This window comes from Oceaniglobus sp. K40-3, from assembly GCF_055808395.1.
On record NZ_CM147868.1, the window covers coordinates 1660591 to 1686417 of the forward strand.

Genomic DNA, 25827 nt, shown 5'->3' on the forward strand with positions numbered 1-25827 from the left:
CACAGGCAGACCCGGAAAACGGGCAACACCCGAGGCAGTAGGCAGCACATCCATGACTGAAATGGTATACGGCACGGCACCCGTGCAGAGCGGAGAACCGATTCTTCCGCGCTGGTGGAACACGATCGACCGCTGGTCGCTGTCGTGCATTCTTTTATTGTTCGGGATCGGGCTGTTGCTGGGGCTTGCCTCGTCGCCGCCGCTGGCCGCGCGCAACGGGTTTGAGCCGTTTCATTATGTGAAACGGCAGGCCGTCTTTGGCGGCGCTGCGTTGCTGGCCATGTGGATCACCACGCTGATGTCGCCGCAACTGGTGCGCCGCCTTGCCGTTCTGGGGTTTGTCGGTGCCTTTGCCGCCCTTGTTATGCTGCCGGTGTTTGGCACCGATTTCGGCAAGGGGGCGGTGCGGTGGTATTCGCTGGGCTTTGGCAGCCTTCAGCCCTCCGAGTTTCTCAAGCCCGGGTTTATCGTCGTTTCGGCCTGGATGCTGGCCGCCAGTTATGAGGTGGGCGGACCGCCCGGCAAGACGTTTTCCCTGAGCCTTTGTGTTGTCGTTGTCGGGTTTCTGGCGATGCAGCCGGATTTCGGGCAGGCCAGTCTGGTGCTGTTTGCCTGGGCGGTGATGTATTTCGTGGCTGGTGCGCCGATCACGCTGTTGCTGGGGCTGGCGGGGGCGGTCGTTGTGGCTGGGACTGTGGCCTATAACAATTCCGAACATGTGGCGCGACGGATTGACGGGTTTCTGTCGGCGGATGTCGATCCGACAACCCAGATCGGCTATGCCACCGATGCGATCCGCGAGGGGGCTTTCTGGGGGTTGGCGTGGGCGAGGGGCAGGTGAAATGGTCGTTGCCCGATGCCCACACGGATTTCATCATTGCCGTCGCCGCCGAGGAATATGGCCTGCTTTTGGTGCTGGTCATCATTGCGCTGTACGGCATCGTGGTTGTGCGCTCGCTGATCCGGCTGATGCGTGAACGTGATCCGTTCATCCGGCTGGCGGGCACCGGTTTGGCCTGTGTGTTCGGCGTGCAGGCAATCATCAACATGGGGGTTGCCGTGCGGCTGCTTCCGGCCAAGGGGATGACCCTGCCGTTTGTGTCTTATGGTGGGTCCTCGCTGATTGCGGGGGGATTGCCGTTGGGATGCTTCTGGCCTTTACCCGCACCCGGCCACAGGGCGAAATTGGCGATATCCTGATTTCACGGGGGCGGTAGGGTGAGGGGCGCTCCTCGGTCCCTGCGGTCCCTTGTCGCCGGGGGTGCCCCATGGCGCCGCTGATCGTGATCGCGGCGGGTGGCACCGGCGGGCATATGTTTCCGGCCCAGGCTTTGGCCGAGGCGATGCTGGCGCGCGGCTGGCGGGTGCAGCTTTCCACCGATGCACGGGGCGCGCGCTATACTGGTGGCTTCCCCGAGGCGGTCGAGATCCGGCAAGTGCAATCGGCCACCTTTGCGCGCGGCGGGCTGTTGGCCAAACTGGCGGTGCCATTCCGCATTCTGGCCGGCGGGATGGCGGCGCGCCGTGCGATGCGGGCTGACCGGCCCGCCATCGTGGTGGGCTTTGGCGGGTATCCGTCGGTGCCCGCGCTGATGGCGGCGGTGATGTTGAACCTGCCCCGGATCATCCATGAACAAAACGGTGTTCTGGGCCGGGTGAACCGGCTGTTTGCGCGCCGTGTCAATGCCGTGGCCTGTGGCACATGGCCCACCGATCTGCCTGCGGGTATCAAAGGGGTTCACATTGGCAACCCGGTGCGCGGCGCCATCCTGCACCACGCCGGGGCGGCCTATGACATCGGCGCGCGGCTGTCGCTGCTGGTGATTGGTGGCTCGCAGGGGGCGCGCATTCTGTCGGACGTGGTTCCGCAGGCGGTTGCCGCCTTGCCCGCGCCGTTGAAGGCGCGCCTGCACGTCACCCAACAGGCCCGCGCCGAAGATCAGGCCCGGGTTGCGGATTTTTACACCGCTCAGGGGATTGCGCACGACGTTTCACCTTTTTTCACCGATGTGCCGGACCGGATGGCGCAGGCGACGCTGGTGGTGTCGCGCGCCGGGGCATCTTCGGTGGCCGATATCAGCGTGATCGGTCGCCCATCGATCCTTATCCCTTATGCCGCCGCCACCAACGACCACCAGAGCGCCAACGCCAGGGGTTTGGTTGATGCGGGCGCCGCCGTCTTGTTGACCGAGAAGGACGCGACATCAGCCGCGTTGTCGGCCCGGATTGCGGACATTCTGTCTGACCCGGAGAAAGCCCGGGAAATGGCCCGCAGCGCCGCCGCCCAGGGCCGCCCCGACGCAACGGAGCGCCTTGTCGCGCTTATCGATTCCCTGTTACCGCCAAGGAACGCCACCGATGTTTGACCTCCAGAAAGAGCCCGCCATGACCGCCACCAAACTGCCGACTGAAATGGGGCCGATCCACTTTGTCGGGATTGGCGGAATTGGCATGTCGGGAATCGCCGAGGTGCTGTTGAACCACGGCTATACCGTGCAGGGATCAGACCTGAAGGCCAGCAAGATCACCGCGCGGCTGGAACAACTGGGCGCGCGCATATTCGTGGGGCAGAAGGCGGAAAATCTGGAAAAGGCCGAGGTCGTCGTGATTTCCTCGGCCATCAAACCCGGCAACCCCGAGTTCGACGGCGCCCGCCTGCGCGGCCTGCCCGTGGTGCGCCGGGCCGAGATGCTGGCCGAACTGATGCGCCTGAAATCCAACATTGCCGTGGCCGGCACCCATGGCAAAACGACCACCACAACCATGGTTGCCGCGTTGTTGGACGAAGGCGGGATCGACCCGACCGTCATCAACGGCGGCATCATCCACGCCTATGGGTCGAACGCCCGCATGGGGCAGGGCGAATGGATGGTGGTCGAGGCGGACGAGTCAGACGGCACCTTCAACCGCCTGCCCGCCACCATCGCCATCGTCACCAACATCGACCCCGAACATATGGAGCATTGGGGCGATTTTGACACCCTGCGTCAGGGGTTTCTGGATTTCGTGTCGAACATCCCGTTCTATGGTCTTGCCGTGTGCTGCACCGATCACGCCGAGGTGCAGGCTCTGGTGGGCAAGATCACCGACCGGCGCGTGGTGACATTCGGGTTCAACGCCCAGGCAGATGTGCGCGCGATCAACCTGACCTATAAGGCGGGCGTGGCGCATTTCGATATCGCCCTTCAGACAGAGGATCTGGTGATCGAAGGCTGCACCCTGCCCATGCCCGGCGATCACAATGTCTCGAATGCGCTTTCGGCGGTCGCCGTCGCCCGGCATCTGGGCATGAAGGCCGATGAAATCCGCACCGCTCTGGCCACCTTTGGCGGGGTGAACCGCCGCTTTACCAAGGTGGGCGAGGTGGACGGCGTGACGATCATCGACGATTACGGCCACCATCCGGTTGAAATTGCCGCCGTTCTCAGGGCGGCGCGGCAGGCCACGACAGGCCGGGTGATCGCGGTGCATCAGCCGCACCGCTATTCCCGCCTGCATTCGCTGTTTGATGATTTCTGCGCCTGTTTCAACGAGGCCGATGTCGTCGCCATAGCCGAGGTGTTCGCAGCGGGCGAAGACCCGATCAAAGGCGCGTCACGCGACGATCTGGTCACCGGGTTGATCCGCCACGGTCACCGCCACGCCCGCGCCCTGCATTCCGAGGACGATCTGGAACGGCTGGTGCGTGAACAGGCCCGCCCCGGCGATATGGTGGTCTGTCTTGGCGCCGGCACGATCAGCGCCTGGGCCAACAATCTGCCCGCCCGCCTGTCCGGCGCCTAGGGGTGGAAATCTCGTTCCTGACGCTGGTGGCCGGGTTTGGCCTTGGTCTGTGGTCGGGGTATGCGCTGCCGTTTCGTGCGGTTTGGCCCCTTGCCGGGCTGGCGGTGATTGCGGGGCTGGTCATGGGCATCCTGTCAGGCATGGGAACACGCTGGCCGGGGGATGACACTATGGGCCTGACGGTTATTCCCGCTGTCATTCTTTTTGTGATCGGGCAGGGCATCGGGGTGCTGAAACGCCGCGACGGCAGCCCGTGGTGAGCGCGCCACTGATCGCCGCCTGCCTTTGGGTGCTGGCCACGACCCTGACGGCAATGCTGCCCATGCGCGCGCAATATATCCCCGGCATCACGCTGCTGATCGCGGCGCCCGTGCTGATCGGTTGGATCGGTGCGGTGCATGGGGTGTGGGTCGCGCTGGCCATGCTGGCGGCGGCCCTGTCGATGTTTCGCAACCCGTTGATCTATCTCGCCCGGCGCACCATTGGCCTGCCGGTGCAACACCCCGAAAAGCGCGCGCAAGCAAGCGATGAGGGCCGCCGATGACCGCCTCTCTCACCCTCACCTGCCTCTGGTTCGTGATCGCCAACGTCGGCGCGATCCTGCCCTCACGACACAGCCACTGGCCCCTCGCCTATGCCCTTATCGCCACCGGCATCCCGATCCTCGGCTATGTCTGCCTGCAACACGGCCCCTGGATCGCGCTTCTGGTCATGGCGGGCGGCATATCAATCCTGCGCTGGCCCCTGCGTTATCTCGTGGGCTGGCTGCGCCGGATAATGGCACGACCCTGAGCCTTGCCCCGATGAAACTGCGAACTGCTCAAACAGAAAGCCAAGTATCATGACCAACCTTCCCACGCCTCGTGGCGCCCTGACGCCTAACCGCGCTTTGGCCGATCTCACGTGGTTGCGGGTGGGTGGCCCTGCCGATTGGTTGTTTCAGCCTGCGGATGCCGAGGATCTGGCGGCGTTTCTGCAACAGCTTGATCCGGCCATCCCGGTGTTTCCCATGGGGGTTGGGTCAAACCTTATCGTGCGTGATGGGGGCATTCGTGCGGTGGTGATCCGGCTGGGGCGCGGGTTCAACGGCATCGCGGTTGAGGGCACCACGGTGACGGCGGGGGCTGCCGCGCTCGATGCCCATGTGGCGCGCCGGGCGGCGGATGCGGGGGTTGATCTGACGTTTTTGCGCACCATCCCGGGCGCCATCGGCGGGGCGGTGCGGATGAATGCCGGGTGTTATGGATCATACGTTGCCGATCATTTCACCGGTGCCACTGCGGTGACGCGACAGGGCGAGATCATTACCCTTACCGCCGATGACATGCAATTCGCCTATCGTCACAGCCATCTGCCCGAGGGTGCCGTGTTGATCGAGGCGCGCCTTGAGGGGCAGGCGGGCGACCCTGACACGCTGAATGCCCGCATGGCCGATCAACTGGCCAAACGCGACGCCACCCAACCCACCAAGGACCGCACCGCAGGCAGCACATTTCGCAATCCGGCGGGGTTTTCCAGCACCGGCAAGGCGGATGATGTCCATGATCTCAAGGCGTGGAAGGTGATCGAAGACGCCGGTTTGCGCGGCCACCGGCGGGGCGGGGCGCAGATGTCGCCCAAACATCCCAACTTTCTGGTCAATGCCGATGGGGCCACAGCCGCCGATCTTGAGGGCCTTGGCGAAGAGGTGCGCGAAAAGGTCTTTCAAAATAGCGGGATTCGTCTAGAGTGGGAAATCATGCGTGTCGGTGATCCGGCGCCCATGCAAAAGCAGGCAGATTAAATCAGAAAAGCGGCCCCAAGGGCTGCAAAATGGCCGAAAAGGCCATGTGAGGCGTTAAGTTGGGTATGTCGAGCAGGACAGACCCCAAAGTTGCGGTATTGATGGGCGGACTCTCGGCTGAGCGCGAGGTGTCATTGTCGTCGGGGCATGAATGTGCCGCCGCGCTGCGGGATGAAGGATTCGAAGTGGTAACCGTGGATGCGGGCCGCGACCTGCCTGCACGGCTGGCCGAAATTCAACCCGATGTGGTGTTCAATGCCCTGCACGGCCGCTGGGGCGAAGACGGCTGTGTGCAGGGCATGCTGGAGTGGCTGGGCCTGCCCTATACCCATTCCGGGGTTCTTGCCTCGGCGCTGGCCATGGACAAGGAACGCAGCAAGGTGGCGTTCCGCAAGGCCGGATTGCCGGTGGTTGCATCACTGTTGGCCGAGGCGAAACATGTGCGCGCCTCGCACGTCATGGACCCGCCCTATGTGGTGAAACCCTTCAACGAAGGCTCAAGCGTCGGTGTTTACCTGGTGCATGGCGCCGCGAACGGCCCGCCCCAACTGGCCCCTGACATGCCCGACTGGGTGATGGTCGAACGGTTCGCCCCCGGGCGCGAACTGACCACCACCGTGCTGGGCGACAGGCCCCTGACCGTAACCGACATCCGCGTCGATGGCTGGTATGATTACGATGCCAAATACAAGCCCGGCGGATCGCGCCATATCCTGCCCGCCGATCTGCCCGCCGAAGTTCACGCGGCCTGTCTGGATTATGCCCTGCGCGCCCACGAGGTGCTGGGCTGTCGCGGTGTCAGCCGTACTGATTTTCGCTGGGATGAAACCCGGGGCGTTGATGGGCTGATCCTGCTGGAAACCAATACACAACCGGGAATGACCCCAACATCCCTGGCCCCCGAACAGGCGGCCCACTGCGGTATTCCATTCGGTAAATTTTGCGCCCGGCTGATCGAGGATGCTTCATGCAACAGATGACATCACCCGCTGCGGCCCCCCGTCGCGACCCGGCGCCGTCGCGCCTGGCCTACCGGATGCAGCGCCTGCTGCTGACACCGATGATCCGGCGGTTGCTTTGGGTTGGGGTGCCGGTGCTTTCCCTGTCGCTGTGCACGGGTATCTATCTTTCTGATCAGGCCCGGCGCGACGGCATTTCGCTTTGGATTGACGATGTAAAGGCAACGGTGCGCGAACGCCCGGAATTCATGGTCAGACTGATGGCGATCGACGGTGCATCCCCCGGGGTGGCCGATGATATCCGCGAAGTCGTGCCGATCAATTTCCCGGTGTCGTCGTTCGATCTTGATCTGCCATTGATGCTGCGGGAAGTGACCAATCTGGATGCCGTTGCCAAGGCCGATCTGCGGGTGCGCCCGGGCGGCGTGTTGCAGGTTTCCGTGGTCGAACGGGTGCCGGTTGCCATCTGGCGCAATGACGATTCACTGGATCTGCTGGACAACGAAGGCCATCGCGTGGCGCCCGTCGCCCATCGTGGCGAACGGCCCGATCTGCCGCTGGTGGCGGGGCCTGGCGCGGAAAATGCGGTTGCGGAAGGCGTGGCGATCATTGCCGCCGCCGCGCCGCTGGCCGATCGCTTGCGCGGTCTTGTGCGGATGGGTGAACGGCGCTGGGATGTGGTGCTGGATCGTGGGCAGAAAATCCAACTGCCTGAAAAGAACCCGGTGCGCGTGCTGGAACAGGTGCTGGCCCTGAACGAGGCACAGGATCTTTTGGCGCGGGATGTGACCGATGTGGATATGCGCAACATTCACCGCCCCACTGTCCGGTTGGGCGAAGCGGCAGCCGATACCCTGCGTGAAATACGAGTAAAAGAACTGGGAGCCAATTGAGATGACGGACCTTTATGAATCCCAGCGCGCCATGCGGGCCATGCGCAAGGCCGCGATGCAGCGCGGGGTGATCGCCATTCTGGATGTGGGCACCTCCAAGATCGCCTGTCTGGTGCTGCGGTTTGACGGCCCCGACGGGTTTCGTGACAGCGATGGTGTTGGCTCACTCGCGGGGCAAAGCAGTTTTCGCGTGATAGGCGCGGCGACCACCCGGTCGCGCGGGGTGCGGTTTGGCGAGGTCGATGCCATTCAGGAAACCGAACGCGCCATCCGCACCGCTGTGCAGGCGGCCCAGAAAATGGCGAATGTGCGGGTGGATCATGTGATTGCCTGTCTGGCCGGCGGCGCGCCGCGGTCTTACGGGCTGGCCGGGCAGATCGAGGTCGAGGGCAGTACGGTCAGCGAACAGGATGTGGCCCGGGTCATGGCCGCCAGCGACGTTCCCGATTTCGGCGAAGGACGCGAGGTGCTGCACGCGCAGCCGGTAAACTTTGCGCTGGATCATCGCAGTGGCATGGCCGACCCGCGCGGCCAGACCGGCCATCAACTGGCCTGTGACATGCATCTGCTGACCGTTGATGGCAATGTGATTGCCAACCTTCTTTACTGCATCAAACGCTGTGACCTGGAACTGGCCGGGCTGGCCTCATCTGCCTATGTGTCGGGGGTTTCCAGTCTGGTCGAGGATGAACAGGAACTGGGCGCCGCCTGTGTCGATATGGGGGGCGGGGCCACCGGCATTTCGATTTTCATGAAAAAACACATGATTTATGCCGATGCGGTCAGTCTGGGCGGCGATCAGGTGACATCGGATATCTCCAAAGGGTTGCAGGTGCCGCTGTCTGTGGCGGAACGTCTGAAAACCGTCCATGGCGGGGTTGTGGCCACGGGGATGGACGACCGTGACCTGATCGAGATCGGCGGCGAAACCGGCGATTGGGAACTGGACCGGCGCACGGTATCGCGGGCCGAACTGATCGGCATCATGCGCCCCCGGGTCGAGGAAATTCTGGAAGAGGTGCGCGGCCGCCTTGACGGTGCCGGGTTTGAACATCTGCCCTCGCAGCAGATCGTGCTGACCGGCGGCGCCTCGCAGATTCCGGGGCTGGACGGGCTGGCCCCGAAAATTCTGGGTCAGCAGGTGCGCATTGGCCGTCCGCTGCGGGTGCAGGGGTTGCCACAGGCGGCCACGGGCGCGGGATTCGCCAGCGCGGTGGGGCTGTGTCTTTTCGCGGCGCACCCACAGGATGAGTGGTGGGATTTCGAGATTCCCGCCGACCGCTATCCTTCGCGGTCGCTAAAGCGGGCGGTGAAATGGTTCAAGGACAACTGGTAGCCGCTATATACGGTGGATTTGGCGAAATCCCGCTGAGAACCGTAAAAAATTGGCCATATTTTGTGGTAAAAAGATGTTTTTTGGGTGACGAGGCGGGGGGAGCCGTTAGAATCACTGAAAACGACGGCAGCAAACCCCGGATAACGGGATCAGAACAGGCGGACAGACCAGATGACACTCAACCTCATGATGCCCCAGCAAGAAGAACTCAAGCCGCGGATCACCGTGTTCGGTGTCGGTGGGGCAGGCGGCAATGCCGTAAACAACATGATCGCCAAACAGCTTGACGGGGTCGAGTTCGTGGTGGCCAACACCGACGCGCAGGCGTTGCAGCAATCCACCGCACCGGCCAAGGTGCAGATGGGTGTGAAAGTGACCGAAGGTCTGGGTGCCGGTGCGCGCCCCTCAGTGGGCGCTGCCGCCGCCGAGGAAAGCATCGAACAGATCGTCGATCATCTGGCCGGGGCGCATATGTGTTTCATCACTGCCGGTATGGGCGGGGGCACCGGAACCGGCGCCGCGCCGATCATCGCGCAGGCCGCCCGCGAACTGGGTGTTCTGACCGTTGGGGTCGTGACCAAGCCGTTTCAGTTCGAAGGCTCCAAGCGGATGAAGCAGGCCGAGGAGGGTGTTGAGGCTCTTCAGAAAATGGTCGACACGCTGATCATCATTCCCAACCAGAACCTGTTCCGTCTGGCCAACGAAAAAACCACATTTACCGAAGCCTTCTCCATGGCTGATGACGTGTTGTATCAGGGCGTGAAAGGCGTGACTGACCTGATGGTCCGCCCCGGCCTTATCAACCTCGACTTTGCCGATGTCCGCGCCGTGATGGACGAAATGGGCAAGGCGATGATGGGCACCGGCGAAGGCGACGGCGAGGACCGCGCCATCCAGGCCGCCGAAAAGGCCATTGCCAACCCGCTGCTTGACGAAATCTCGCTGCGCGGTGCCAAGGGCGTGCTGATCAATGTCACGGGTGGCCATGACCTGACCCTGTTTGAACTGGACGAAGCCGCCAACCGCATCCGCGAGGAAGTGGACCCCGAGGCAAACATCATCGTCGGCAGCACGCTGGACGAGATGATGGAAGGCCGCATGCGGGTTTCGGTTGTCGCCACCGGCATCGACGCCAGCGAAGCGGTTCACGACATCCCCGTGCCGCGCCGCCGCATGGCGGAACCGCTGCGCAACGCGACGACCATGGAAGAAGCCGCAGCACCGGCACCCGCACCGCGCCCGACTCCTGCGCCGCAACCGGCCCCGATGCCCGAAGTTGCCCGCGTGGCCGAACCAGAGCCGGTCGAGGAAGACGTCGACGATTTCTTCGCCGACATGAACCGGCCTGCTGAACGGGCCGATGACCGGGATCTGTTCGGCGACAACGGGCAGGACGATGTGCCGCCCCCGGCCTATCGTCCGCAAGCGCCGGCCGCGTTCCAGCCCCGTGATGAAACCCCCGCCGAGGCTTTTGTTGCCCCCCGCGCCCCCAAACCCGGCGCCCCTTCGCCCGAGGCGATGGCACGGCTTCAGGCTGCGGTTCAGCGTGCGCCAGGACAGGCCGGCCAGCAGCGCCCGGCACCGTCGGCCGCGTCAGGCGCGCCGCGTCCGGCAGCCCCCGCGGGTGTTGATCGTCCGCGCTTTGGCATCAATTCGCTGATCAATCGCATGACCGGCCATCAGGAAGGGGGCGCCGAACGCCCCGCCGCCCAGCCCGCCGTGCGCCGCGAACAACCCCAGGTCAGCCGCCAGGAAGAGCCTCAGGATATGTCGCCCGATCAGGAACGGATCGAAATTCCCGCCTTCCTGCGGCGTCAAGCCAACTGACGCTGGGTCACAATTCGAAAAGGAAAGGCCAGCCTGCGCTGGCCTTTTTCTTTTTTTATCAGATGATTACTGTCGTTTTCGCAGGATTGCGGCGAAATCCCGCCCTTTTCGCGATGGCATGTTTCAGACCGTTACAAAGATTGAATTGTCTGCATCGCACAGTGTGATTAGCTCTCTGTAACGACCGGGCCTGGCATCGGCGACACCTAAAGACGAGGCAGATCATGCAAACCACATTGAAGTCACCCGTGACCTTCACAGGGCTTGGCCTGCATTCCGGTCAACCCGTCCGTATGACCCTGCGCCCCGCCGCCGCCGAATTCGGCATCTGGTTTCGCCGGACCGACATCACAACAGGCAACACCCTGATCCCGGCCCATTGGGATGCGGTGATGCCATCGCAATTGTGTACCCGGATCACCAATGGGCAGGGCGTGACTGTTTCGACCATCGAACATGTCATGGCGGCTGTTGCAGGGTGTGGCATCCAGAACCTGCTGATCGAAATCGACGGCCCCGAAGTTCCGATTCTTGACGGGTCGTCGGCACCCTTCGTTGCCGGGATTCTGGCCCGCGGCCTGCGGCGGCTTGAGGTGCCGGTGCGCGCGCTTCAGGTGCTTGAAACGGTCGAGGTGCGCAACGGTGATGCCTTTGCCCGCCTGACCCCGGCGCAATCCCTTGAGATGGATTTTCACATCAGCTTTCCCGACGCGGCGATCGGTGTGCAGGATAAAACCCTGAACATGGCCAATGGCACCTTTGTGCATGAATTGTGCGACAGCCGCACGTTTTGCCGTCAATCCGACGTGGACGCCATGCGCGCCCAGGGGTTGGCGCTGGGGGGGACGCTGGACAATGCGGTGGTGGTTGACGGGGCCGATGTTCTTTCGCCGGGCGGTCTGCGCCACCGGGATGAGGCGGTGCGCCACAAGATGCTGGATGCCTTGGGTGATCTTGCGCTGGCCGGGGCGCCGCTGTTGGCGCGCTACACCGGGTATCGTGCGGGCCACGCCATGACTAACGCCCTGTTGCGGGCCTTGTTTGCGCGCGCGGGTGCCTGCCGGATGGTGATTTGCGACGCCCCGATGGAGGCGCGCCTGCCCGGTGCGGGGCTGTCGCGCACAGATGCACCACGCGCCCAGTAAATTTGGCGCGCAAAGGCGTTTTGCCCCGACTTTTAATATGCTAGACCACCCCGTAAGAGTGGGAACGCCCCTGTCGAAACAAGGGCGGCGTCGGAGGTAAATGGCATGAAATTCTTCCCGGTCAGGCACAGGCCCCTTGCCGCCGTAATGGTTGCCGCATTGATGTTGGGCGCGTGTGGCGATGGATTTTCCAGCCGTGAACAGCCGCTTGAGAGCTTTTCCGCCGAAGATATCTATAAACGCGCCGAATTTGAGCTGGAATCGCGCAAGCCCGATGAGGCGGCGCGGTATTTCGGTGAAGTCGAGCGGCTCTACCCTTATTCCGACTGGGCCAAACGCGCGTTGATCATGCAGGCTTTTGCCTATCACCGTGACAAGGATTACGAGATCTGCCCGCGGTGCGGCCCAGCGGTTCCTTGATTTTTACCCGGCGGATGAGGATGCGGCCTATGCGCAATATCTCATGGCGCTGTCCTATTACGATCAGATTGATGATGTGGGCCGCGATCAGGGGCTGACCTTTCAGGCGCTTCAGGCCCTGCGCGTGGTGATCGAGAGATACCCCGACAGCGAATATGCCCGCTCGGCGATCCTGAAATTCGATCTGGCGTTCAACCATCTGGCCGCCAAGGAAATGGAGATCGGGCGCTATTATCTCAAGCGCAAGAATTATGCCGCCGCGATCAACCGGTTCCGGGTGGTGGTTGAGCAATTCCAGACCACGACCCACACCCCCGAGGCGCTGCACCGGCTGGTCGAGGCATATCTTTCGCTTGGCCTTCAGGATGAGGCGCGCACGGCGGGCGCGATCCTTGGTCACAACTTCCGGTCTACCCCTTGGTACGAGGACAGTTTTGCCTTGCTGACGGGGCAGGGGCTCACGTTGGAGCCGTCTGGAAAAAGCTGGCTGCGTGATATTTATCGGCAGGTCATCAAGGGCGAATGGTTGTGATTTCGGGGCACGACGGCCCCGACAGGTGATCTGAACATGCTGCGCGGTCTGGATATCAGGGACATGCTGTTGATTGACCGGCTGGAACTTATGTTTCAGCCGGGCCTGAACGTGTTGACCGGTGAAACCGGGGCGGGCAAATCTATCTTGCTGGATCTCGCTGGGCTTTGTTTTGGGCTGGCGGGGCCGGGCCGAATTGGTGCGCCAGGGCGCCAGCCAGGGCGAGGTGACGGCGTGGTTCGATCTGTCGCCCCAGCACCCGGCCCGCGCGGTGCTGGAAGAGGCGGGGTTTCCCGTCACGGATGAATTGATTCTGCGCCGCATCAACACCGCCGAAGGGCGCAAGACGGCATTTGTCAACGACCGCCGGACCAGCGGCGAGGTGCTGCGCGCACTGTCCGATACGTTGGTTGAACTGCACGGACAGCATGATGACCGTGGGCTGCTGAACCCGCGCGGTCATATGGCGCTGCTCGATCAGTTCGCGGGCGCTGATTTGCCCCTTGCGGCCACGCGCGCTGCCTGGGCCGGGTGGCGCGCGGCGCGCAAGGCGTTGGATCAGGCACAGAGCGCGATTGCGGCAATTCGCGCCGAAGAAGAATTTCTGCGCCACGCGGTGGACGAATTTGACATTTTGGCGCCGGAACCGGGCGAAGAAGCCGCGCTGGATGAAGCCCGGCGCAAGATGCAGGGTGCCGAGCGGATCTCGCGATGGCGTGCTGAGTGCGGTGCGTGCCCTTGGGGCGGATGGCGCCGAGGGGCAGATGACCGACGCCATGCGTTGGCTTGACGGTGCCGCCGCGCAATCCGACGGCCTGCTTGACGCGCCGTTGGAAAGTCTGGGCCGCGCACTGAATGAACTGGCCGAGGCCGAACAGGGGGTGCTGGCCTGTCTTGAAGCGCTTGATTTCGATCAGCATACCCTTGAGATTACGGAAGAACGTCTGTTTGCCATCCGGGGGATGGCGCGCAAACACGGGGTTCTGCCTGATGATCTTTCCTCCTTTGCCGATGGGCTGCGCAGCCGTCTTGCGGCGCTTGATGCCGGCGAGGCCGACCTGTCGCGCCTTGGCACTGCTGTCACCAAAGCCGAGGCCGAATACCACGCCGCCGCAACCCGCCTGAGCGAATTGCGCATTGAGGCGGCCAAGCGTCTTGATCTGGCGATGTCAGCGGAGCTGACCCCGCTCAAGATGGAGCGGGCGGTGTTTGCCACCCGTATCACCCCGGTCGATCCGGGGCCGGACGGTAGTGACAGCGTTGATTTTACCGTGGCGACCAACCCGGGCGCCCCCGCCGGGCCACTGGGAAAAATCGCATCTGGCGGTGAATTGTCGCGTTTCCTCCTCGCGCTCAAGGTGTGTCTCACCCGCAGTGATACCGGCCTGACATTAATTTTTGATGAAATTGACCGGGGCGTGGGCGGTGCCACCGCCGATGCCGTGGGCCGGCGTCTGTCGTCACTGGCCGAGGGGCAGCAGGTTTTGGTCGTCACCCATTCGCCGCAGGTGGCGGCTTTGGGGCAGCACCATTGGCGGGTGGAAAAATCGGTCAGCGGCGACGTGACCACGTCAAACGTGGTGCCGTTGAACGCCGCGCAGCGGGTGGATGAAATTGCGCGGATGCTGTCCGGGGATATCGTGACGCAAGAGGCGCGCGGCGCGGCGGCAAAGCTGCTGACCGGGTAAATCGGCGGCTCAGCGTTCAGAGGCCGTGGTCACGATCCGGTAACGCTCCAATTCCTCGGGCAGGAAGATGTAAATCTCGTCCGGTGGGGTGATCAGCGCGTGGCGCATGAGCAGGGGATCGACGCCCATTTCGGCAAGGTATTCCATCACCCGCCCCTGACCGCGCTGAATATCCTCGACAGCCATAAAGGCGGGCAACACCGTGTTTTCGCCGAAATAATGCTGGTGAACCCCGACATAGCCATCGCTATCCACCGTGCGCACAACCCCGGCCGCCAGAATATAGGGGCAGGCCGACAGGCAGATGTCACCCGCGGTCAGTTCGGTGTTGAACCCCGCCCCGCGCAACGCGTGACCAATTTCCAGCGCATCGGACACCGACCCACCGGGGCTGTTGAGCGACACTGTGGTGGGGGGATCATCCGCCTCGGACAGCCATTTGGTGAAACGTACACCGTCGCCGGGGGCGATGGTGCCTGTGATGCGCAGAACGTCGCCAGTGGTCTGAAACATCAGGCGTTTGGGCAGGTCGGCGGGGGGCGGAAAAGGGCGGTTGGCGGGGCCTTGGGGCAGATCGCCGGGGCGATAGCGGCGGGTCTGATCGCCGGGGCTGACCGGGGTTTCCAATTGCGGCGCGGCGGGGGCAAAAGACAACCCTTGCCAGCCATCCAGAAGATCAGCGCCAAACATCAGCGCCGCCATTCCCAGTTGCAGCCCGAGAATGCCCTTGATCATCGCGCCCGGTGTCACGCCGCCCAGTTTCATTCGGCCGGTTCACGCAGGGGGCGGGGCCTGTGTGCGGGGGCGTTTGGGTGTCGCGCTCCAACGTCAATTCCATTTCCCGCGCGGCGGCCAGGGCGGCGCGCAATTCGGCCAGGGTCATCGTTTGTTCCATGGCGACTCCATCGCGCCCGGAACGGATGGCGGCCTGGGTGATCATCAGGATGAACACCAGCACCGCAGGCAACAGATCAATGGCAATGGCCCCTGCCCATGAGGGAATGAAATTTCCGGCATAGCGGATCACCGCATCGGCGGTGGAAATTGGGGTGTAGGTGATGTCAGGCGGGGGGGACATGGCGCTGACCGCTTCGGCGGCGGCGCGCAGGGTATCGGCCCTCTGGCCCAGCAACGACAGCACGGAATCAATGGTGGCCTGTTGACCGGCCTGAATATCGGCGCTGGACCCGTCCAGCCGGGGCAGCACCACCGAGGCCGACAGATCAGAGGCCGCCCGCGCAACCAGCGGCGCCACCGAAAGCTGGCGCAACCGGGTGATGATACCGGCCAGACGCACCGCTTCTTCGGAAAATTCGACCGAGCGGGCCTCGACCGGGCCGGGTTCAACGGTGAGCGACCGCATCCGGGACAGGATTTCGTTGCCAGTGGTGAAATCCTGGGCGATCAGCGGCTCCTGACTGGCGATCTGGGTTTCCAGCCCGGTCAGTTCCTCGGATTTCTGGCGCAGGATGCGAAACACCGCGCCGCGCCCGGCAAAGCCTGACAGATCGCCGGTGGCTTCCTGCTGGCTCAGATCCTCAAAGCTCTGGCGCACCCGGGCGACATCCCGCTGCAACCCCTGCGCCGCAACGGCGATGGCATTGGCCCGCTCTAGCGCGCCCTGATATTGCTGCACCGTGCGCGCCAGATGTTGTTCAACCGCCGCCGCCCCGGCCAAGGCCGCCGCGTTCAACCAGGATGACATGGCAATGATCGCCAGCGACCCCAGAACCATCGAGCCAAGCAGGCCCAAACGCGCGCCCGCAGTACGCACCGCAGGCAGCAGGCGCATGAGATAGGACCAGAACACGAAAATCCCGACCGATACGGCGATGGAATAGGCGAGTGCGGCAAAGACGCTGAGCGCGCCGTCACTGTCCAAGAGCGATGAAACCCCGAGATAGGTGTAAATCCCCGATGCCGCTGCCAGAACCCCCAAAGCGGCCCCGGAAAACGTATCGAGCCAGCTCAGATGCCCCTCAAGTTCGCGGGCATACCGCACCCCCTGCGCCTCGGCGCGGCTCATGTTACGATCCGTGTCCATCACCCATCCCCTTGACCTTCCATGCAATATGGGGCGGTTGCGGGCATTTCCCAAGCCCAGATGGTAAACCCGGGCCGCCGGGGCGATGGAATGCCGATGGAACCAAGGCGCGACGGGACCAGCACGACCGTCAGGGTGTTAAATCTCGAGAGCCTGTATGTACAGGTGGGCACCAGGTAGCAGGACCACGATCCAGCCAGAGCCAGCTCCCTCGAAATTGATTAAGGCCACCAGATTTTACCCCGGCACGAAAAGGCCAGAACCCGCCGCAGCCCCAAAGATAGGCGCGCCCCGCGCCTTCGACAAGGCCGGATCGCCCGGGGCGCAATTTTTTAAAGGCGGTTTCACCGCTGCCGCAGATGCCCGGCTGACGTGATTCAAATTATTGTCAAAGTAAAAATACCGGGTATTCTGATTTGATTTATTGGGGAGTCATAAAATGAACATCTCGCAAGATATCGAATTTTTCTTTACCGCCCTTGGCCCGAATTACAGCACAAATTCCGCCCAACTTTATGGCGTGACCAGTGACGATACCGTGGTCGAGATCATGGCCCCCTCTCGCGTTGTGGACCCATTGTTCACAGCGGATGAGGGGGATCGCTTGCCCTTGATGAATTGGGCTGGGCGGTTTTTGATGGTGCGCTTACGTATTTCTGGAACGGAACACATTTTACGGGCGGGCAATATACCGGGTCTGACACTTATATCGCGCAGGTCCATGACGATGGCCGATTTGACCCGATCGCTCGTGAAGTGCCGGGCCGGATACAAAGTGGTCAATCCGACAGTGTGGCAGTCATCGATGGAAGCCTCTACGCCAATTTTCATGAGGTGATCGGTCAGTACATGAGGTTCGATGAAAATCTGGACTCAACTCAGTTGACGGGCTTTTCCCGCCCCTTTGCCTTGGGGGCCATTGGCATCGTCACCGGGTTTGATGGAGCAGTGTATTTTGTGGCGGATCAGCAAACCCCGCTTGGCACGTCAGAAATATGGCGTCGATTGCCCGACGGGACTGTTGAACCGGCGCTGAATATCACTTCCTCGGGTGAGGTCATGGACATGATTGTCCATGATGGCAGTCTTTTCGTCACGACAGTCGGCTACAGCAGTGAGGTGTCCCGGATGTTCCGGTTTGACACGCCGACCGGGAATGCAGTTGAACTCCCGTCACTGCCCCTTATTCGGCCCACAGCCTTCAAGGTGTTTGATGGGCAGTTGTATCTGCATGCACAAAAGGGGCTGTACCCACTTTCGCCTGACGGAACCTTGGGCGACAATCTGTTCACGACGCTGGGAATACCTCACTTCTTGTGGGAGGTTGTTGAACTTGACGGTGAAATATATGCCGCGATCAGCGGAAATGGTGGGGGGCGGGTGCTTGCGCGGCTTAACGCGGATGGAACGTTCGAAACCCTGTTTGATATTCCGGGGTTTGCCTATGACACGGTGGAACATCTGACGGTTCACAATGGCGCCCTTTATTTCGAAGGCGGGCGTCTGGTGGACGATGGCTATGGGGGGACCGACCTTGATCAGGAAAACCTCTACCGGATGGAGGCGGATGGATCGTTTACGCTGCTGTCTGATTATTATGGCATCGGCACCCTAATTCCGTATTCTGTGCATGTGCCAGACCCGGAAGAGGCGCAGTATATCGAAGGCGATGATGGCCCTGACGATCTGCGCGGCTACGGCGGCAATGATACACTCGTTGCGGGGGATGGGAACAACACTGTTCTGGGCGACGCCGGCAATGATGTGATCACGGCAGGGTCGGGCGATGATTACATCGGCGGTGGAACGGGCAATGACCGCATTACCGTGCTTGGCGGATCCAACACCATTTATGGTGGTCTGGGCAACGATACCGTGCAGGGCGGCAGCGGCAATGACACGATCTATGGTGGCGGTGACGGGCGGAACGTTCTGTTGGGCAACGCGGGTGAGGATGATGTGTCCGGCGGCAGTGGCGGCGACTTCATGGGCGGCGGCGCAGGCAGTGATACCCTGCGGGGCAACGGTGGTGACGACACGATCTATGGCGGATTAGGCAATGATCTGATTGGCGGCGGAAATGGCAATGATCTGATTTATGGATCGGCAGGTGCAAACCTGATTTATACAGGTCTGGGCGAAGACACGGTTCAGGGCGGCACGGGCAACGATACGATTCTGCGGCGTGGGTATTGACGACAAGGAACTCTGGGGTAACGGCGGCAATGACAATATATTGGGGGCCGGGGGTGACGACCTTTTGGTTGGCGGTGCAGGCAATGATATTCTGTATGGGGATAACGGCGACGATCTGATTTTCATGGGGCACGGCAATGATTATGCCAACGGTGACGGGGGGGACGATCAGATCACCGCAGGGGCCGGAGCGAACACAATCTATGGCGGCATGGGCAATGATACGGTGTTTGCCGGAACCGGGCGTGATGTGATCGTAGGGGGCAGCGGCGCCGACGTGTTTGTGTTCAACAGCGCCCAACAGGCCGGTATCGGCGCGACGCGTGACGAGATCATGGATTTTAAAACCGGGATAGACAAGATCAACCTCGATACCATGAACCTGACGTTCATTGGTGACGCGGCATTTAGTGGTGGCGCGCAATTGCGCTATTTAGACAATGGATGGGTCAGTTTTGTTGTGGGCGATGTCAACGGCGACGGTGTGGGGGATTTCGCCATAGAACTGCATGGCGCGCCATCCGTGGCAGCGGGCGATTTCATTCTTTAGGGGCGTCTATTTTCACGGCCAGCGCGGAAATGCCTTTTCACGCTGGCCGTGGTCTGTGCTGTCGTCTCTGATTGGTGCAGCGTATTGTCAAACACCTGTGACGGAATTGACGGAATGAAAATTGTAATTTCCGCAGCGGCACCCTATATATTGCTGACATAAGAAAAAAATATCGAGTGGTCCTGTTATGAATGCCGCCCTTCAAACCGTCTGGGATTCGTTCCTGGGCCCGATGTTGCGACGCCCGAAACGGTTGCAAGTCGCCGCCCTGTGCCATCGTGGCGAGGGGGGAATAAGGAATTTCTGTTGGTGACCAGCCGCGATACCGCCCGTTGGATCATTCCCAAAGGCTGGCCGATCCGCGGGCTTAATTCCAACGAAGCCGCCTTGCAGGAAGCCTGGGAAGAGGCCGGCGTTCGCAACAGCAAAGCCACGAAAGACCCGGTTGGCAGTTATACCTATCGCAAACGGCAATCGGCGGGCTGGGAAATTCCGGTGGAAACGCTGGTGTATTCCGTGGCGGTGCAAGACCTGTCCGAAGATTTCCCCGAGGCCCATGAACGCACCCGTAAATGGGTCAGGGCCGAGGCTGCCGCCGAGATGGTCCATGAATCGGAGCTGAAAACGATTTTCCGCAGGCATCAGTAAGTAATTTTTCCCGGCCTGCGTTGTGCGGTTGATTTTTCCGGTCGCACAGGGCTAGTCCTCTTTTCGAACCGAGGGGACGAACACTATGGCAGAAGAACAGGGCGACCCGCGCCACCTTGATACGCTGGATCGTGACCTTGCGCGCTATTCCAACGTTGAACTGGCCACCAGCTATGCGTCGCGTCCGCTGGTCGGGCCGGGAATTTCCCTTGTCTTTGTCCTGCTGGCGGGCATTGCCGCCATGGTGTTCTTTGGCGAGACGAACAATTCCCTTATCGTTGTGATTGCCGCCTGTCTTGGCGCCTATATGGCCCTGAACATCGGCGCCAATGACGTGGCCAATAACATGGGGCCGGCGGTGGGGGCGAATGCGCTGAGCATGGGCGGGGCCATTGCCATTGCCGTGGTATTCGAAAGCGCCGGCGCGCTGATCGCGGGCGGCGATGTGGTTTCCACCATCGCCAAGGGCATCATTGCGCCCGAAAGCATGGGAACGGCATCCGTCTTTATCTGGGCGATGATGGCCGCCCTTTTGTCGGCTGCGCTGTGGGTGAACCTTGCCACATGGATCGGTGCGCCGGTTTCGACCACCCATTCCGTGGTCGGCGGCGTTATGGGGGCCGGTATCGCGGCGGCGGGTTTTGGCGCCGTGAACTGGCCCACCATGGGCACGATCGCGGCCAGTTGGGTGATTTCGCCAATCCTTGGCGGGGTGGTTGCCGCGTTGTTTCTGGCGCTGATCAAATCGCGGATCATCTACCGCGATGATAAAATCGCCGCTGCGCGCACTTGGGTGCCGGCGCTTGTGGGGCTTATGGCCGGTACGTTTGCCACCTATCTTGTGCTGAAAGGGCTGAAACAGATCATCCACCTTGATCTGTCGGCGGCGGTGATGGTCGGTGTCGCTGTCGGCATCGTGGTCTGGCTGGTGATGATTCCGGCGATCCGCAAGCAATCTCAGGGGCTTGAGAACCGGAATAAATCGCTCAAGGTGCTGTTTGGCATTCCGCTGGTGGTGTCTGCGGCGCTGCTCAGTTTTGCCCACGGGGCCAATGATGTGGCCAACGCAGTTGGGCCATTGGCGGCGATCGTGCAGGCGTCGTTGTCGGGTGATTTTGCCGATGCGGTTCGCATTCCCTATTGGGTCATGGTGATTGGCGCCTTCGGGATTTCCTTTGGCCTGTTCCTGTTCGGGCCGAAACTGATCCGCATGGTGGGCGGGCAGATCACCAAGCTGAACCCAATGCGCGCCTATTGCGTGGCCCTGTCGGCGGCCACCACCGTGATTCTGGCCAGTTGGCTGGGCCTGCCGGTCAGTTCAACCCATATCGCCGTGGGGGTGTTCGGCGTCGGGTTTTTCCGCGAATGGGATGCGGAACGCCGGATTCGCAAGGCGCGCCTGGCCATGCCCGAACGCGCAATCTTTGCACCCGAGGAACGGCGCCGCCGGAAACTGGTGCGCCGGTCGCACTTCATGACAATCATTGCCGCATGGATCATCACCGTTCCCGCCGCCGCGATCCTGTCTGCGACGATTTTCTATGTGATCAATTCGGCCATGGGCTAGCCGAGCAAGGCCGCAAGGCAGGCCAGCGCGGCGATATCGCAAAGCTGTTGGCTTGCGCCCAGAATATCACCGGTCTGCCCGCCGATCCTGGCACGCGCCAACGCGGCCACGCCAAGGGCGGTCAGGGTGATGGCCAAAATCACCGGCAGGATGGCAGCGCCAAGGGCGGGCAGGGCGATCAGCACCGCGGCGAGGGCGGCAAAACTGGCGGTCACTGTCGTCGGGCGCCCCACTTTGGCCGACAGGCCCGCAGGCCGGGCATTGGGCAGCGCCGAGGCGATCACCACCATGGGCAACCGCGACAGGGCGGCGGCGGCCACCAGCGGCAGCACCACATGCCCGGCGCCAAACAGCGCCGCAATGGCCGACCAGCGCAACCCAAGGGACAGGGCAACCGCGACCACGCCGTAAGTTCCGATATGGCTGTCTTTCATGATTTCAAGGCGGCGCTCGCGGGTCCAGCCCCCCCAAAGACCATCGGCGGAATCGGCCAGTCCATCTTCGTGCATGCACCCGGTAACGACCGGCCCCACGCCAAGGGCAAGCCCCGCCGCCATGGCTGTGGGCAGGCCAAGCCAAAGCGCGACAAACCCCACCAACCCCGCCAGCCCCCCAGCACCGCGCCCGCCACGGGCCAGGCCCACGCGGCCCTTGCGCCCCGCGCGGTGGCATGGGCGGTGTCAACGGGCACCGGCAGGCGGCTGAGCAATCCGAGGGCGGCGGCCAGATCGGCAAGCTGTGGTTTGTCGGAGTTGCGCATCGGATCACCTTATTTGCCGCTTTCGCCTGTCGGGTCGATGGTTAAACAGGGGGCGAGACAGATCAACGAGGCAGAAGACATGACCAGCACCCCCTTTACCACCTTTTCCGAAATCCGCGCGATCCTGTCGCATCTTCCGGCCCCCGATACCGTCGCGCTGGCCGGTGCCCATGACCGCAACGGGCAGTTGACCAAACCCCCCGGCGCCCTGGGCCAGCTTGAGGATCTGGCGATCTGGTATGCGGGCTGGCGCGGCGATGCACGCCCCCGGGTCAGCGCGCCACAGGTGATTGTTTTTGCTGGAAATCACGGGGTTGCGGCGCGCGGGGTATCGGCCTTTCCGCCCGAGGTGACAGTGCAGATGGTGGCGAATTTCAAGGCAGGTGGCGCTGCGATCAACCAATTGTCGCGCTGTTTCGGGGCGCGGATGGATGTTCACGCGCTGGAGCTTGACCGCCCCACGGCGGATTTCACCCAAGGCCCCGCCATGGACGAGGCCGAATGCCTGACCGCCCTGCATTGCGGTTGGGATGCGGTCGATCCGGCCAGCGATCTTTTGGTTGTCGGTGAAATGGGCATCGGCAACACCACGGCAGCGGCGGCGGTCTGCACGGCGCTGTACGGGGGCAGCGCGCAGGATTGGACGGGTGCCGGATCGGGTGTGGAGGGAGAGGCCCTGAAAGCCAAGATCGCCATTGTCGAGGCCGGATTGGCGCGTCATCGCGCGGTACTGGGCGATCCTCTGGCGGTTTTGGCCGCATTGGGCGGGCGGGAAATGGCGGCAATGGCAGGGGCCGTTCTGCGGGCCAGAATGCTGGGCATTCCGGTGATATTGGACGGGTTCATTTGCTGCGCCGCCGTTGCCCCCTTGGCCGTGGTCGGTGCCGGTGCGCTGGATCACTGTATCGCGGGCCATGTTTCGGCCGAGGGCGCCCATGGGCCGTTGCTGGACCGGCTGGGCAAGGCGCCGCTGTTGTCGCTGGGGCTTCGGCTGGGCGAAGGGTCGGGGGCCGCGCTGGCCATTGCCGTGGTGCAGGGCGCGGTGGCCTGCCATTCGGGCATGGCCACCTTTGCCGAAGCGGGCGTGTCCGACGGTTAACCCTGCTTAATCATCCGTGCCGGTGCGTTTTTCCGTATCGGCACGGCGCACGAGGGCGGTTTCCAATTCCTTGTTCAGATCGCGCGCCCGCGCCACATAGGCGGGGTTGCGATCAAGCGGTACGCCGGGCAGCCACAATTGGGCCAATTCACGCAGGGCGCTGCGGTCGAGCTTGAAAAACTCGTGTTCCAGCTCTTTTGCGTCGTAATCGTTGATTCCCATTTGCTCGAACACATAGCGCCCGGCGCGCAGGGAACTGTCGAACAATTCCCGCACGATGTCATTGGCGCCTGCGGCATACATTTCATAGGTATGCACCCGGTCATAGGCGCGGGCGACAATGTGGATGTCGGGGCGCGCCTTGCGGGCATAGCGGATCAGTTTCAACGCCGCGTTGCGATCATCAAGCGCCACCACCAGCACCCTTGCACTGTCCAGACCGGCCGCGTGAAGCAACTCGGGGCGGGTCGGATCACCGAAAAACCCCTTGAACCCGAATTTGCGCATCAACTGGATGGTTTCCAGATTGTTGTCGATCACCGTGGTGCCAAAGCCGGTCATCTGCATCATCCGGTTGACCACCTGCCCGAACCGGCCGATTCCCGCGATGATGATTGGCTGCTGATCGTCGATGGTGTCGTGTTCCGGCGTCTCGGCCGTTTCCACCATCCGCAGCGAGAGCCGCTCGTACAGAATGAAAAACAGCGGTGTCAGCAACATCGACAGGGCCACCACCAGCAACAGCTTTTCGGCCAGATCTACGGGCAACACATCGGTGCTGAGCGCGAAGGACACCAGAACAAAGCCGAATTCACCGGCCTGTGCCAGACCAAGAGTAAACAACCAGCGATCGCGCCCCCGGATCCGAAAGATCAGCGTCAGCAGGTACAGCACCACCCCCTTGACCGCCATAACCCCCAGCGTCAGCCCCAAAAGGGTGAAAGGCGCGGCAAAGAAGGTGTGAAAATTGATCCCGGCCCCCACGGTGATGAAAAACAACCCCAAAAGCAGGCCCTTGAACGGGTCGATGTCGGATTCCAACTGATGGCGGAATTCCGAGTTGGCCAGTACGACACCGGCCAGAAAGGTGCCAAGGGCCGGCGACAGGCCAACCAATGTCATGACAAAGGCGATGGAAATCACGATCAAAAGCGCCAGCGCCACATAGAGTTCGCGCAGATGTGCGCGGTGGATGAAGTAAAAGATCGGGCGCGTGGCATAGGCACCGAACAGGATGATCAGACCGATGGCCGCAACGGTGACAAGGGTGATGCCCCAGCCGGGCAGGCTTTGTACCAGGGTCATTGCCGCTTCGGCGGCTTTGACGGGGGTGCCTGATGTCATCGCCTCGGTGGTGTCGCCGGCCTGTTCGACAAGGGCAGCGGCGCTTTCAATGTCATGCTCGGGGCCGCCATGGGGCGTGGTCTGTTCCGTGGGGGCGGTGGCGTGGGTGTCGACTTGATGCCCTGCGTTCAGCCCGCCAATGGCCAGCAACGGCAACAGCGCCAGCATCGGGATCACTGCGATGTCCTGCGTCAGCAGCACCGAAAACGATGACCGGCCCCCCGGCGTTTGCATCAGCCCCTTTTCCGACAGGGTTTGCAACACGATGGCGGTGGACGACAGGGCAAAGATCATGCCGATGGCGATCCCCTGCGATACCGGCAGACCCAGCAACATCACCGCGCCTGTTGCCACCAACGCCATGGTTACCGTCACCTGCAACCCGCCCAACCCCAAAAGACGGTGGCGCATCCCCCAAAGCGCCTTTGGCTCCAGCTCCAGCCCGATGACAAACAGCATCATCACCACACCGAATTCGGCGAAATGCTGAAGATCGGCGGTTTCGCTGCCCACCAGCCCGACAACCGGGCCGATGAAAATACCCGCCGCCAGATACCCCAACACCGACCCAAGCCCCAGCCGCGCCGCCAGTGGCACCGCGATCACCGCCGCCCCGAGATAGATCGTCGCTTGGTAAAGAAAGGATTCCATAATGTCTCCGGGTGGGGCAGGGGTGAAGGTGCGGTTCAGGTTGGCAGGGGGCGTCAGATTTCAACTGGTCCATCACGATCTGGCTGCGCACCCGGGCGACGGCCGGATGGGGCAACAGAACATCGTGCAACAGGCGGTTCAGCCCGGGCAGATCGGCGCAAAAGACGCGCAGCAGATAATCGGCCTCGCCGGTCAGGGTCCAGGCGCTGATCACTTCGGGGCGGGTGGACAGCAGGGTTGAAAAGCTGCGCGCCTTTTGCGGTTCATGGCTGGCCATTTCCACCTGCACAAAGGCCTGAATCGACAGGCCAAGGCGCCGGGCATTCAGCCGCGCCGTGTAATGTTCGATATAACCCTCGGCCTCAAGCCGCTGGCGCCGCCGCCCGGCCTGAGAGGGCGACAGGTTCAGCAATTCGCCCAATTCCTGCGCGGTCAGATGGGCATCTTTCTGGAGCGCGGCCAAAAGATGCGAGTCGGTTTCATCAAGGCTGGTCATGCGGCACCTTTACACGCCTTTCGCAGGATAGCGCGGAAAATACGCATTTCACAGGTCCGCTATGCGGTAAAATGCGCAAAATGCCGCCGGTTCGCGTGATAGCCTG

At 62.3% G+C, this 25827-nt stretch carries 20 protein-coding genes and 5 pseudogenes; 20 read left to right on the top strand and 5 right to left on the bottom strand.

The annotated features are described in order from the left end of the window. Window positions 1–52 precede the first annotated feature (52 nt). The 14 genes and pseudogenes from AC0L7P_RS08605 to recN all read left to right on the top strand — a co-directional run bounded on the left by AC0L7P_RS08605 (window position 53) and on the right by recN (window position 14366). Window positions 53–1217: pseudogene (locus tag AC0L7P_RS08605) on the top strand (peptidoglycan glycosyltransferase FtsW). Window positions 1218–1268: 51 nt separating this feature from the next. Then, a complete protein-coding gene (murG, locus tag AC0L7P_RS08610) occupies window positions 1269–2366 on the top strand; it encodes an undecaprenyldiphospho-muramoylpentapeptide beta-N-acetylglucosaminyltransferase (protein WP_473435326.1) in 1098 nt (365 codons plus the stop codon). A 19-nt stretch (window positions 2367–2385) separates the two neighbouring features. Further along, a complete protein-coding gene (gene murC, locus AC0L7P_RS08615; protein WP_473435327.1) occupies window positions 2386–3783 on the top strand; it encodes a UDP-N-acetylmuramate--L-alanine ligase in 1398 nt (465 codons plus the stop codon). A gap of 2 nt (window positions 3784–3785) precedes the next feature. Next, window positions 3786–4043 (top strand): hypothetical protein, encoded by a 258-nt coding sequence (locus tag AC0L7P_RS08620; RefSeq protein ID WP_473435328.1) that lies wholly within the window; start codon window positions 3786–3788, stop codon window positions 4041–4043. Further along, window positions 4040–4327, top strand: a complete 288-nt coding sequence (locus AC0L7P_RS08625) for a DUF2484 family protein (RefSeq protein WP_473435329.1) — start codon at window positions 4040–4042, stop codon at window positions 4325–4327. The genes AC0L7P_RS08620 and AC0L7P_RS08625 overlap by 4 nt, the downstream gene beginning before the upstream one ends. Continuing rightward, window positions 4324–4575 (top strand): DUF2484 family protein, encoded by a 252-nt coding sequence (locus tag AC0L7P_RS08630; protein WP_473435330.1) that lies wholly within the window; start codon window positions 4324–4326, stop codon window positions 4573–4575. Before AC0L7P_RS08625 ends, AC0L7P_RS08630 begins: the two co-directional genes overlap by 4 nt. 49 nt (window positions 4576–4624) lie before the next feature. Next, complete coding sequence (murB, locus tag AC0L7P_RS08635; RefSeq protein ID WP_473435331.1) at window positions 4625–5566, top strand: UDP-N-acetylmuramate dehydrogenase; 942 nt, start codon at window positions 4625–4627, stop codon at window positions 5564–5566. A gap of 59 nt (window positions 5567–5625) precedes the next feature. Beyond that, complete coding sequence (locus AC0L7P_RS08640) at window positions 5626–6546, top strand: D-alanine--D-alanine ligase (protein ID WP_473435332.1); 921 nt, start codon at window positions 5626–5628, stop codon at window positions 6544–6546. Beyond that, window positions 6534–7418: a cell division protein FtsQ/DivIB gene (locus tag AC0L7P_RS08645; RefSeq protein WP_473435333.1), complete on the top strand. Its 885-nt coding sequence runs from the start codon at window positions 6534–6536 to the stop codon at window positions 7416–7418. Before AC0L7P_RS08640 ends, AC0L7P_RS08645 begins: the two co-directional genes overlap by 13 nt. Window position 7419: 1 nt before the next feature. Then, entirely contained in the window at window positions 7420–8754 is a 1335-nt protein-coding gene (ftsA, locus tag AC0L7P_RS08650) for a cell division protein FtsA (protein WP_473435334.1), read from the top strand. Between the two features lie 171 nt (window positions 8755–8925). Beyond that, window positions 8926–10581, top strand: a complete 1656-nt coding sequence (gene ftsZ, locus AC0L7P_RS08655; RefSeq protein WP_473435335.1) for a cell division protein FtsZ — start codon at window positions 8926–8928, stop codon at window positions 10579–10581. 224 nt (window positions 10582–10805) lie between these two features. Continuing rightward, window positions 10806–11726 carry a UDP-3-O-acyl-N-acetylglucosamine deacetylase gene (gene lpxC / locus AC0L7P_RS08660; RefSeq protein WP_473435336.1) on the top strand — a complete coding sequence of 307 codons (921 nt, stop codon included), beginning with the start codon at window positions 10806–10808 and terminating at the stop codon, window positions 11724–11726. A gap of 162 nt (window positions 11727–11888) precedes the next feature. Next, window positions 11889–12678 (top strand): annotated as a pseudogene (locus AC0L7P_RS08665) (outer membrane protein assembly factor BamD). A 36-nt stretch (window positions 12679–12714) separates the two neighbouring features. Then, window positions 12715–14366: pseudogene (gene recN, locus AC0L7P_RS08670) on the top strand (DNA repair protein RecN). A gap of 9 nt (window positions 14367–14375) precedes the next feature. On the opposite strand, the gene AC0L7P_RS08675 reads toward recN, so the two are convergent. Together AC0L7P_RS08675 and AC0L7P_RS08680 are read right to left on the bottom strand one after the other, a co-directional pair. Further along, window positions 14376–15131: a COG3904 family protein gene (locus AC0L7P_RS08675; RefSeq protein WP_473435337.1), complete on the bottom strand. Its 756-nt coding sequence runs from the start codon at window positions 15129–15131 to the stop codon at window positions 14376–14378. Further along, window positions 15043–16410 (bottom strand): hypothetical protein, encoded by a 1368-nt coding sequence (locus AC0L7P_RS08680; protein ID WP_473435338.1) that lies wholly within the window; start codon window positions 16408–16410, stop codon window positions 15043–15045. Before AC0L7P_RS08680 ends, AC0L7P_RS08675 begins: the two co-directional genes overlap by 89 nt. Before the next feature lie 439 nt (window positions 16411–16849). Here AC0L7P_RS08680 and AC0L7P_RS08685 point away from each other — a divergent pair, with 439 nt between their 5' ends. The 5 genes from AC0L7P_RS08685 (at window position 16850) to AC0L7P_RS08705 (ending at window position 21371) form a co-directional block, all read left to right on the top strand. Further along, window positions 16850–17248: a hypothetical protein gene (locus tag AC0L7P_RS08685; RefSeq protein ID WP_473435339.1), complete on the top strand. Its 399-nt coding sequence runs from the start codon at window positions 16850–16852 to the stop codon at window positions 17246–17248. Window positions 17249–17292: 44 nt separating this feature from the next. Further along, complete coding sequence (locus AC0L7P_RS08690) at window positions 17293–18606, top strand: calcium-binding protein (RefSeq protein ID WP_473435340.1); 1314 nt, start codon at window positions 17293–17295, stop codon at window positions 18604–18606. Continuing rightward, a complete protein-coding gene (locus AC0L7P_RS08695; protein ID WP_473435341.1) occupies window positions 18596–19156 on the top strand; it encodes a calcium-binding protein in 561 nt (186 codons plus the stop codon). Before AC0L7P_RS08690 ends, AC0L7P_RS08695 begins: the two co-directional genes overlap by 11 nt. 309 nt (window positions 19157–19465) lie before the next feature. Further along, window positions 19466–19804 (top strand): NUDIX hydrolase, encoded by a 339-nt coding sequence (locus AC0L7P_RS08700; RefSeq protein ID WP_473435342.1) that lies wholly within the window; start codon window positions 19466–19468, stop codon window positions 19802–19804. 85 nt (window positions 19805–19889) lie between these two features. Continuing rightward, window positions 19890–21371 carry an inorganic phosphate transporter gene (locus AC0L7P_RS08705; RefSeq protein ID WP_473435343.1) on the top strand — a complete coding sequence of 494 codons (1482 nt, stop codon included), beginning with the start codon at window positions 19890–19892 and terminating at the stop codon, window positions 21369–21371. Here AC0L7P_RS08705 and AC0L7P_RS08710 read toward each other — a convergent pair. Beyond that, window positions 21368–22131, bottom strand: a pseudogene (locus AC0L7P_RS08710) (adenosylcobinamide-GDP ribazoletransferase). The gene AC0L7P_RS08705 and the pseudogene AC0L7P_RS08710 sit on opposite strands and share 4 nt — an antisense overlap. 79 nt (window positions 22132–22210) lie before the next feature. On the opposite strand from AC0L7P_RS08710, the gene cobT reads away from it, so the two are divergent. Continuing rightward, window positions 22211–23230 carry a nicotinate-nucleotide--dimethylbenzimidazole phosphoribosyltransferase gene (gene cobT, locus AC0L7P_RS08715; protein ID WP_473435344.1) on the top strand — a complete coding sequence of 340 codons (1020 nt, stop codon included), beginning with the start codon at window positions 22211–22213 and terminating at the stop codon, window positions 23228–23230. Window positions 23231–23236: 6 nt separating this feature from the next. On the opposite strand, the gene AC0L7P_RS08720 is transcribed toward cobT, so the two are convergent. Beyond that, on the bottom strand, window positions 23237–25225 hold the full coding sequence (locus AC0L7P_RS08720) for a cation:proton antiporter domain-containing protein (RefSeq protein WP_473435345.1): 1989 nt from the start codon (window positions 25223–25225) through the stop codon (window positions 23237–23239). Window positions 25226–25271: 46 nt separating this feature from the next. Further along, window positions 25272–25721: pseudogene (locus tag AC0L7P_RS08725) on the bottom strand (Lrp/AsnC family transcriptional regulator); the annotation flags it as partial. Between the last annotated feature and the right edge of the window lie 106 nt (window positions 25722–25827).

Coding starts and splice junctions, on each gene's coding strand:
- AC0L7P_RS08630 (WP_473435330.1), top strand. CDS start 4,324: ATGACCGCCTCTCTCACCCTCACCTGCCTCTGGTTCGTGATCGCCAAC.
- ftsZ (WP_473435335.1), top strand. CDS start 8,926: ATGACACTCAACCTCATGATGCCCCAGCAAGAAGAACTCAAGCCGCGG.
- AC0L7P_RS08705 (WP_473435343.1), top strand. CDS start 19,890: ATGGCAGAAGAACAGGGCGACCCGCGCCACCTTGATACGCTGGATCGT.
- cobT (WP_473435344.1), top strand. CDS start 22,211: ATGACCAGCACCCCCTTTACCACCTTTTCCGAAATCCGCGCGATCCTG.
- murB (WP_473435331.1), top strand. CDS start 4,625: ATGACCAACCTTCCCACGCCTCGTGGCGCCCTGACGCCTAACCGCGCT.
- murG (WP_473435326.1), top strand. CDS start 1,269: ATGGCGCCGCTGATCGTGATCGCGGCGGGTGGCACCGGCGGGCATATG.
- murC (WP_473435327.1), top strand. CDS start 2,386: ATGACCGCCACCAAACTGCCGACTGAAATGGGGCCGATCCACTTTGTC.
- AC0L7P_RS08720 (WP_473435345.1), bottom strand. CDS start 25,225: ATGGAATCCTTTCTTTACCAAGCGACGATCTATCTCGGGGCGGCGGTG.
- ftsA (WP_473435334.1), top strand. CDS start 7,420: ATGACGGACCTTTATGAATCCCAGCGCGCCATGCGGGCCATGCGCAAG.
- AC0L7P_RS08645 (WP_473435333.1), top strand. CDS start 6,534: ATGCAACAGATGACATCACCCGCTGCGGCCCCCCGTCGCGACCCGGCG.
- AC0L7P_RS08675 (WP_473435337.1), bottom strand. CDS start 15,131: ATGAAACTGGGCGGCGTGACACCGGGCGCGATGATCAAGGGCATTCTC.
- AC0L7P_RS08680 (WP_473435338.1), bottom strand. CDS start 16,410: ATGGACACGGATCGTAACATGAGCCGCGCCGAGGCGCAGGGGGTGCGG.
- lpxC (WP_473435336.1), top strand. CDS start 10,806: ATGCAAACCACATTGAAGTCACCCGTGACCTTCACAGGGCTTGGCCTG.
- AC0L7P_RS08685 (WP_473435339.1), top strand. CDS start 16,850: ATGAACATCTCGCAAGATATCGAATTTTTCTTTACCGCCCTTGGCCCG.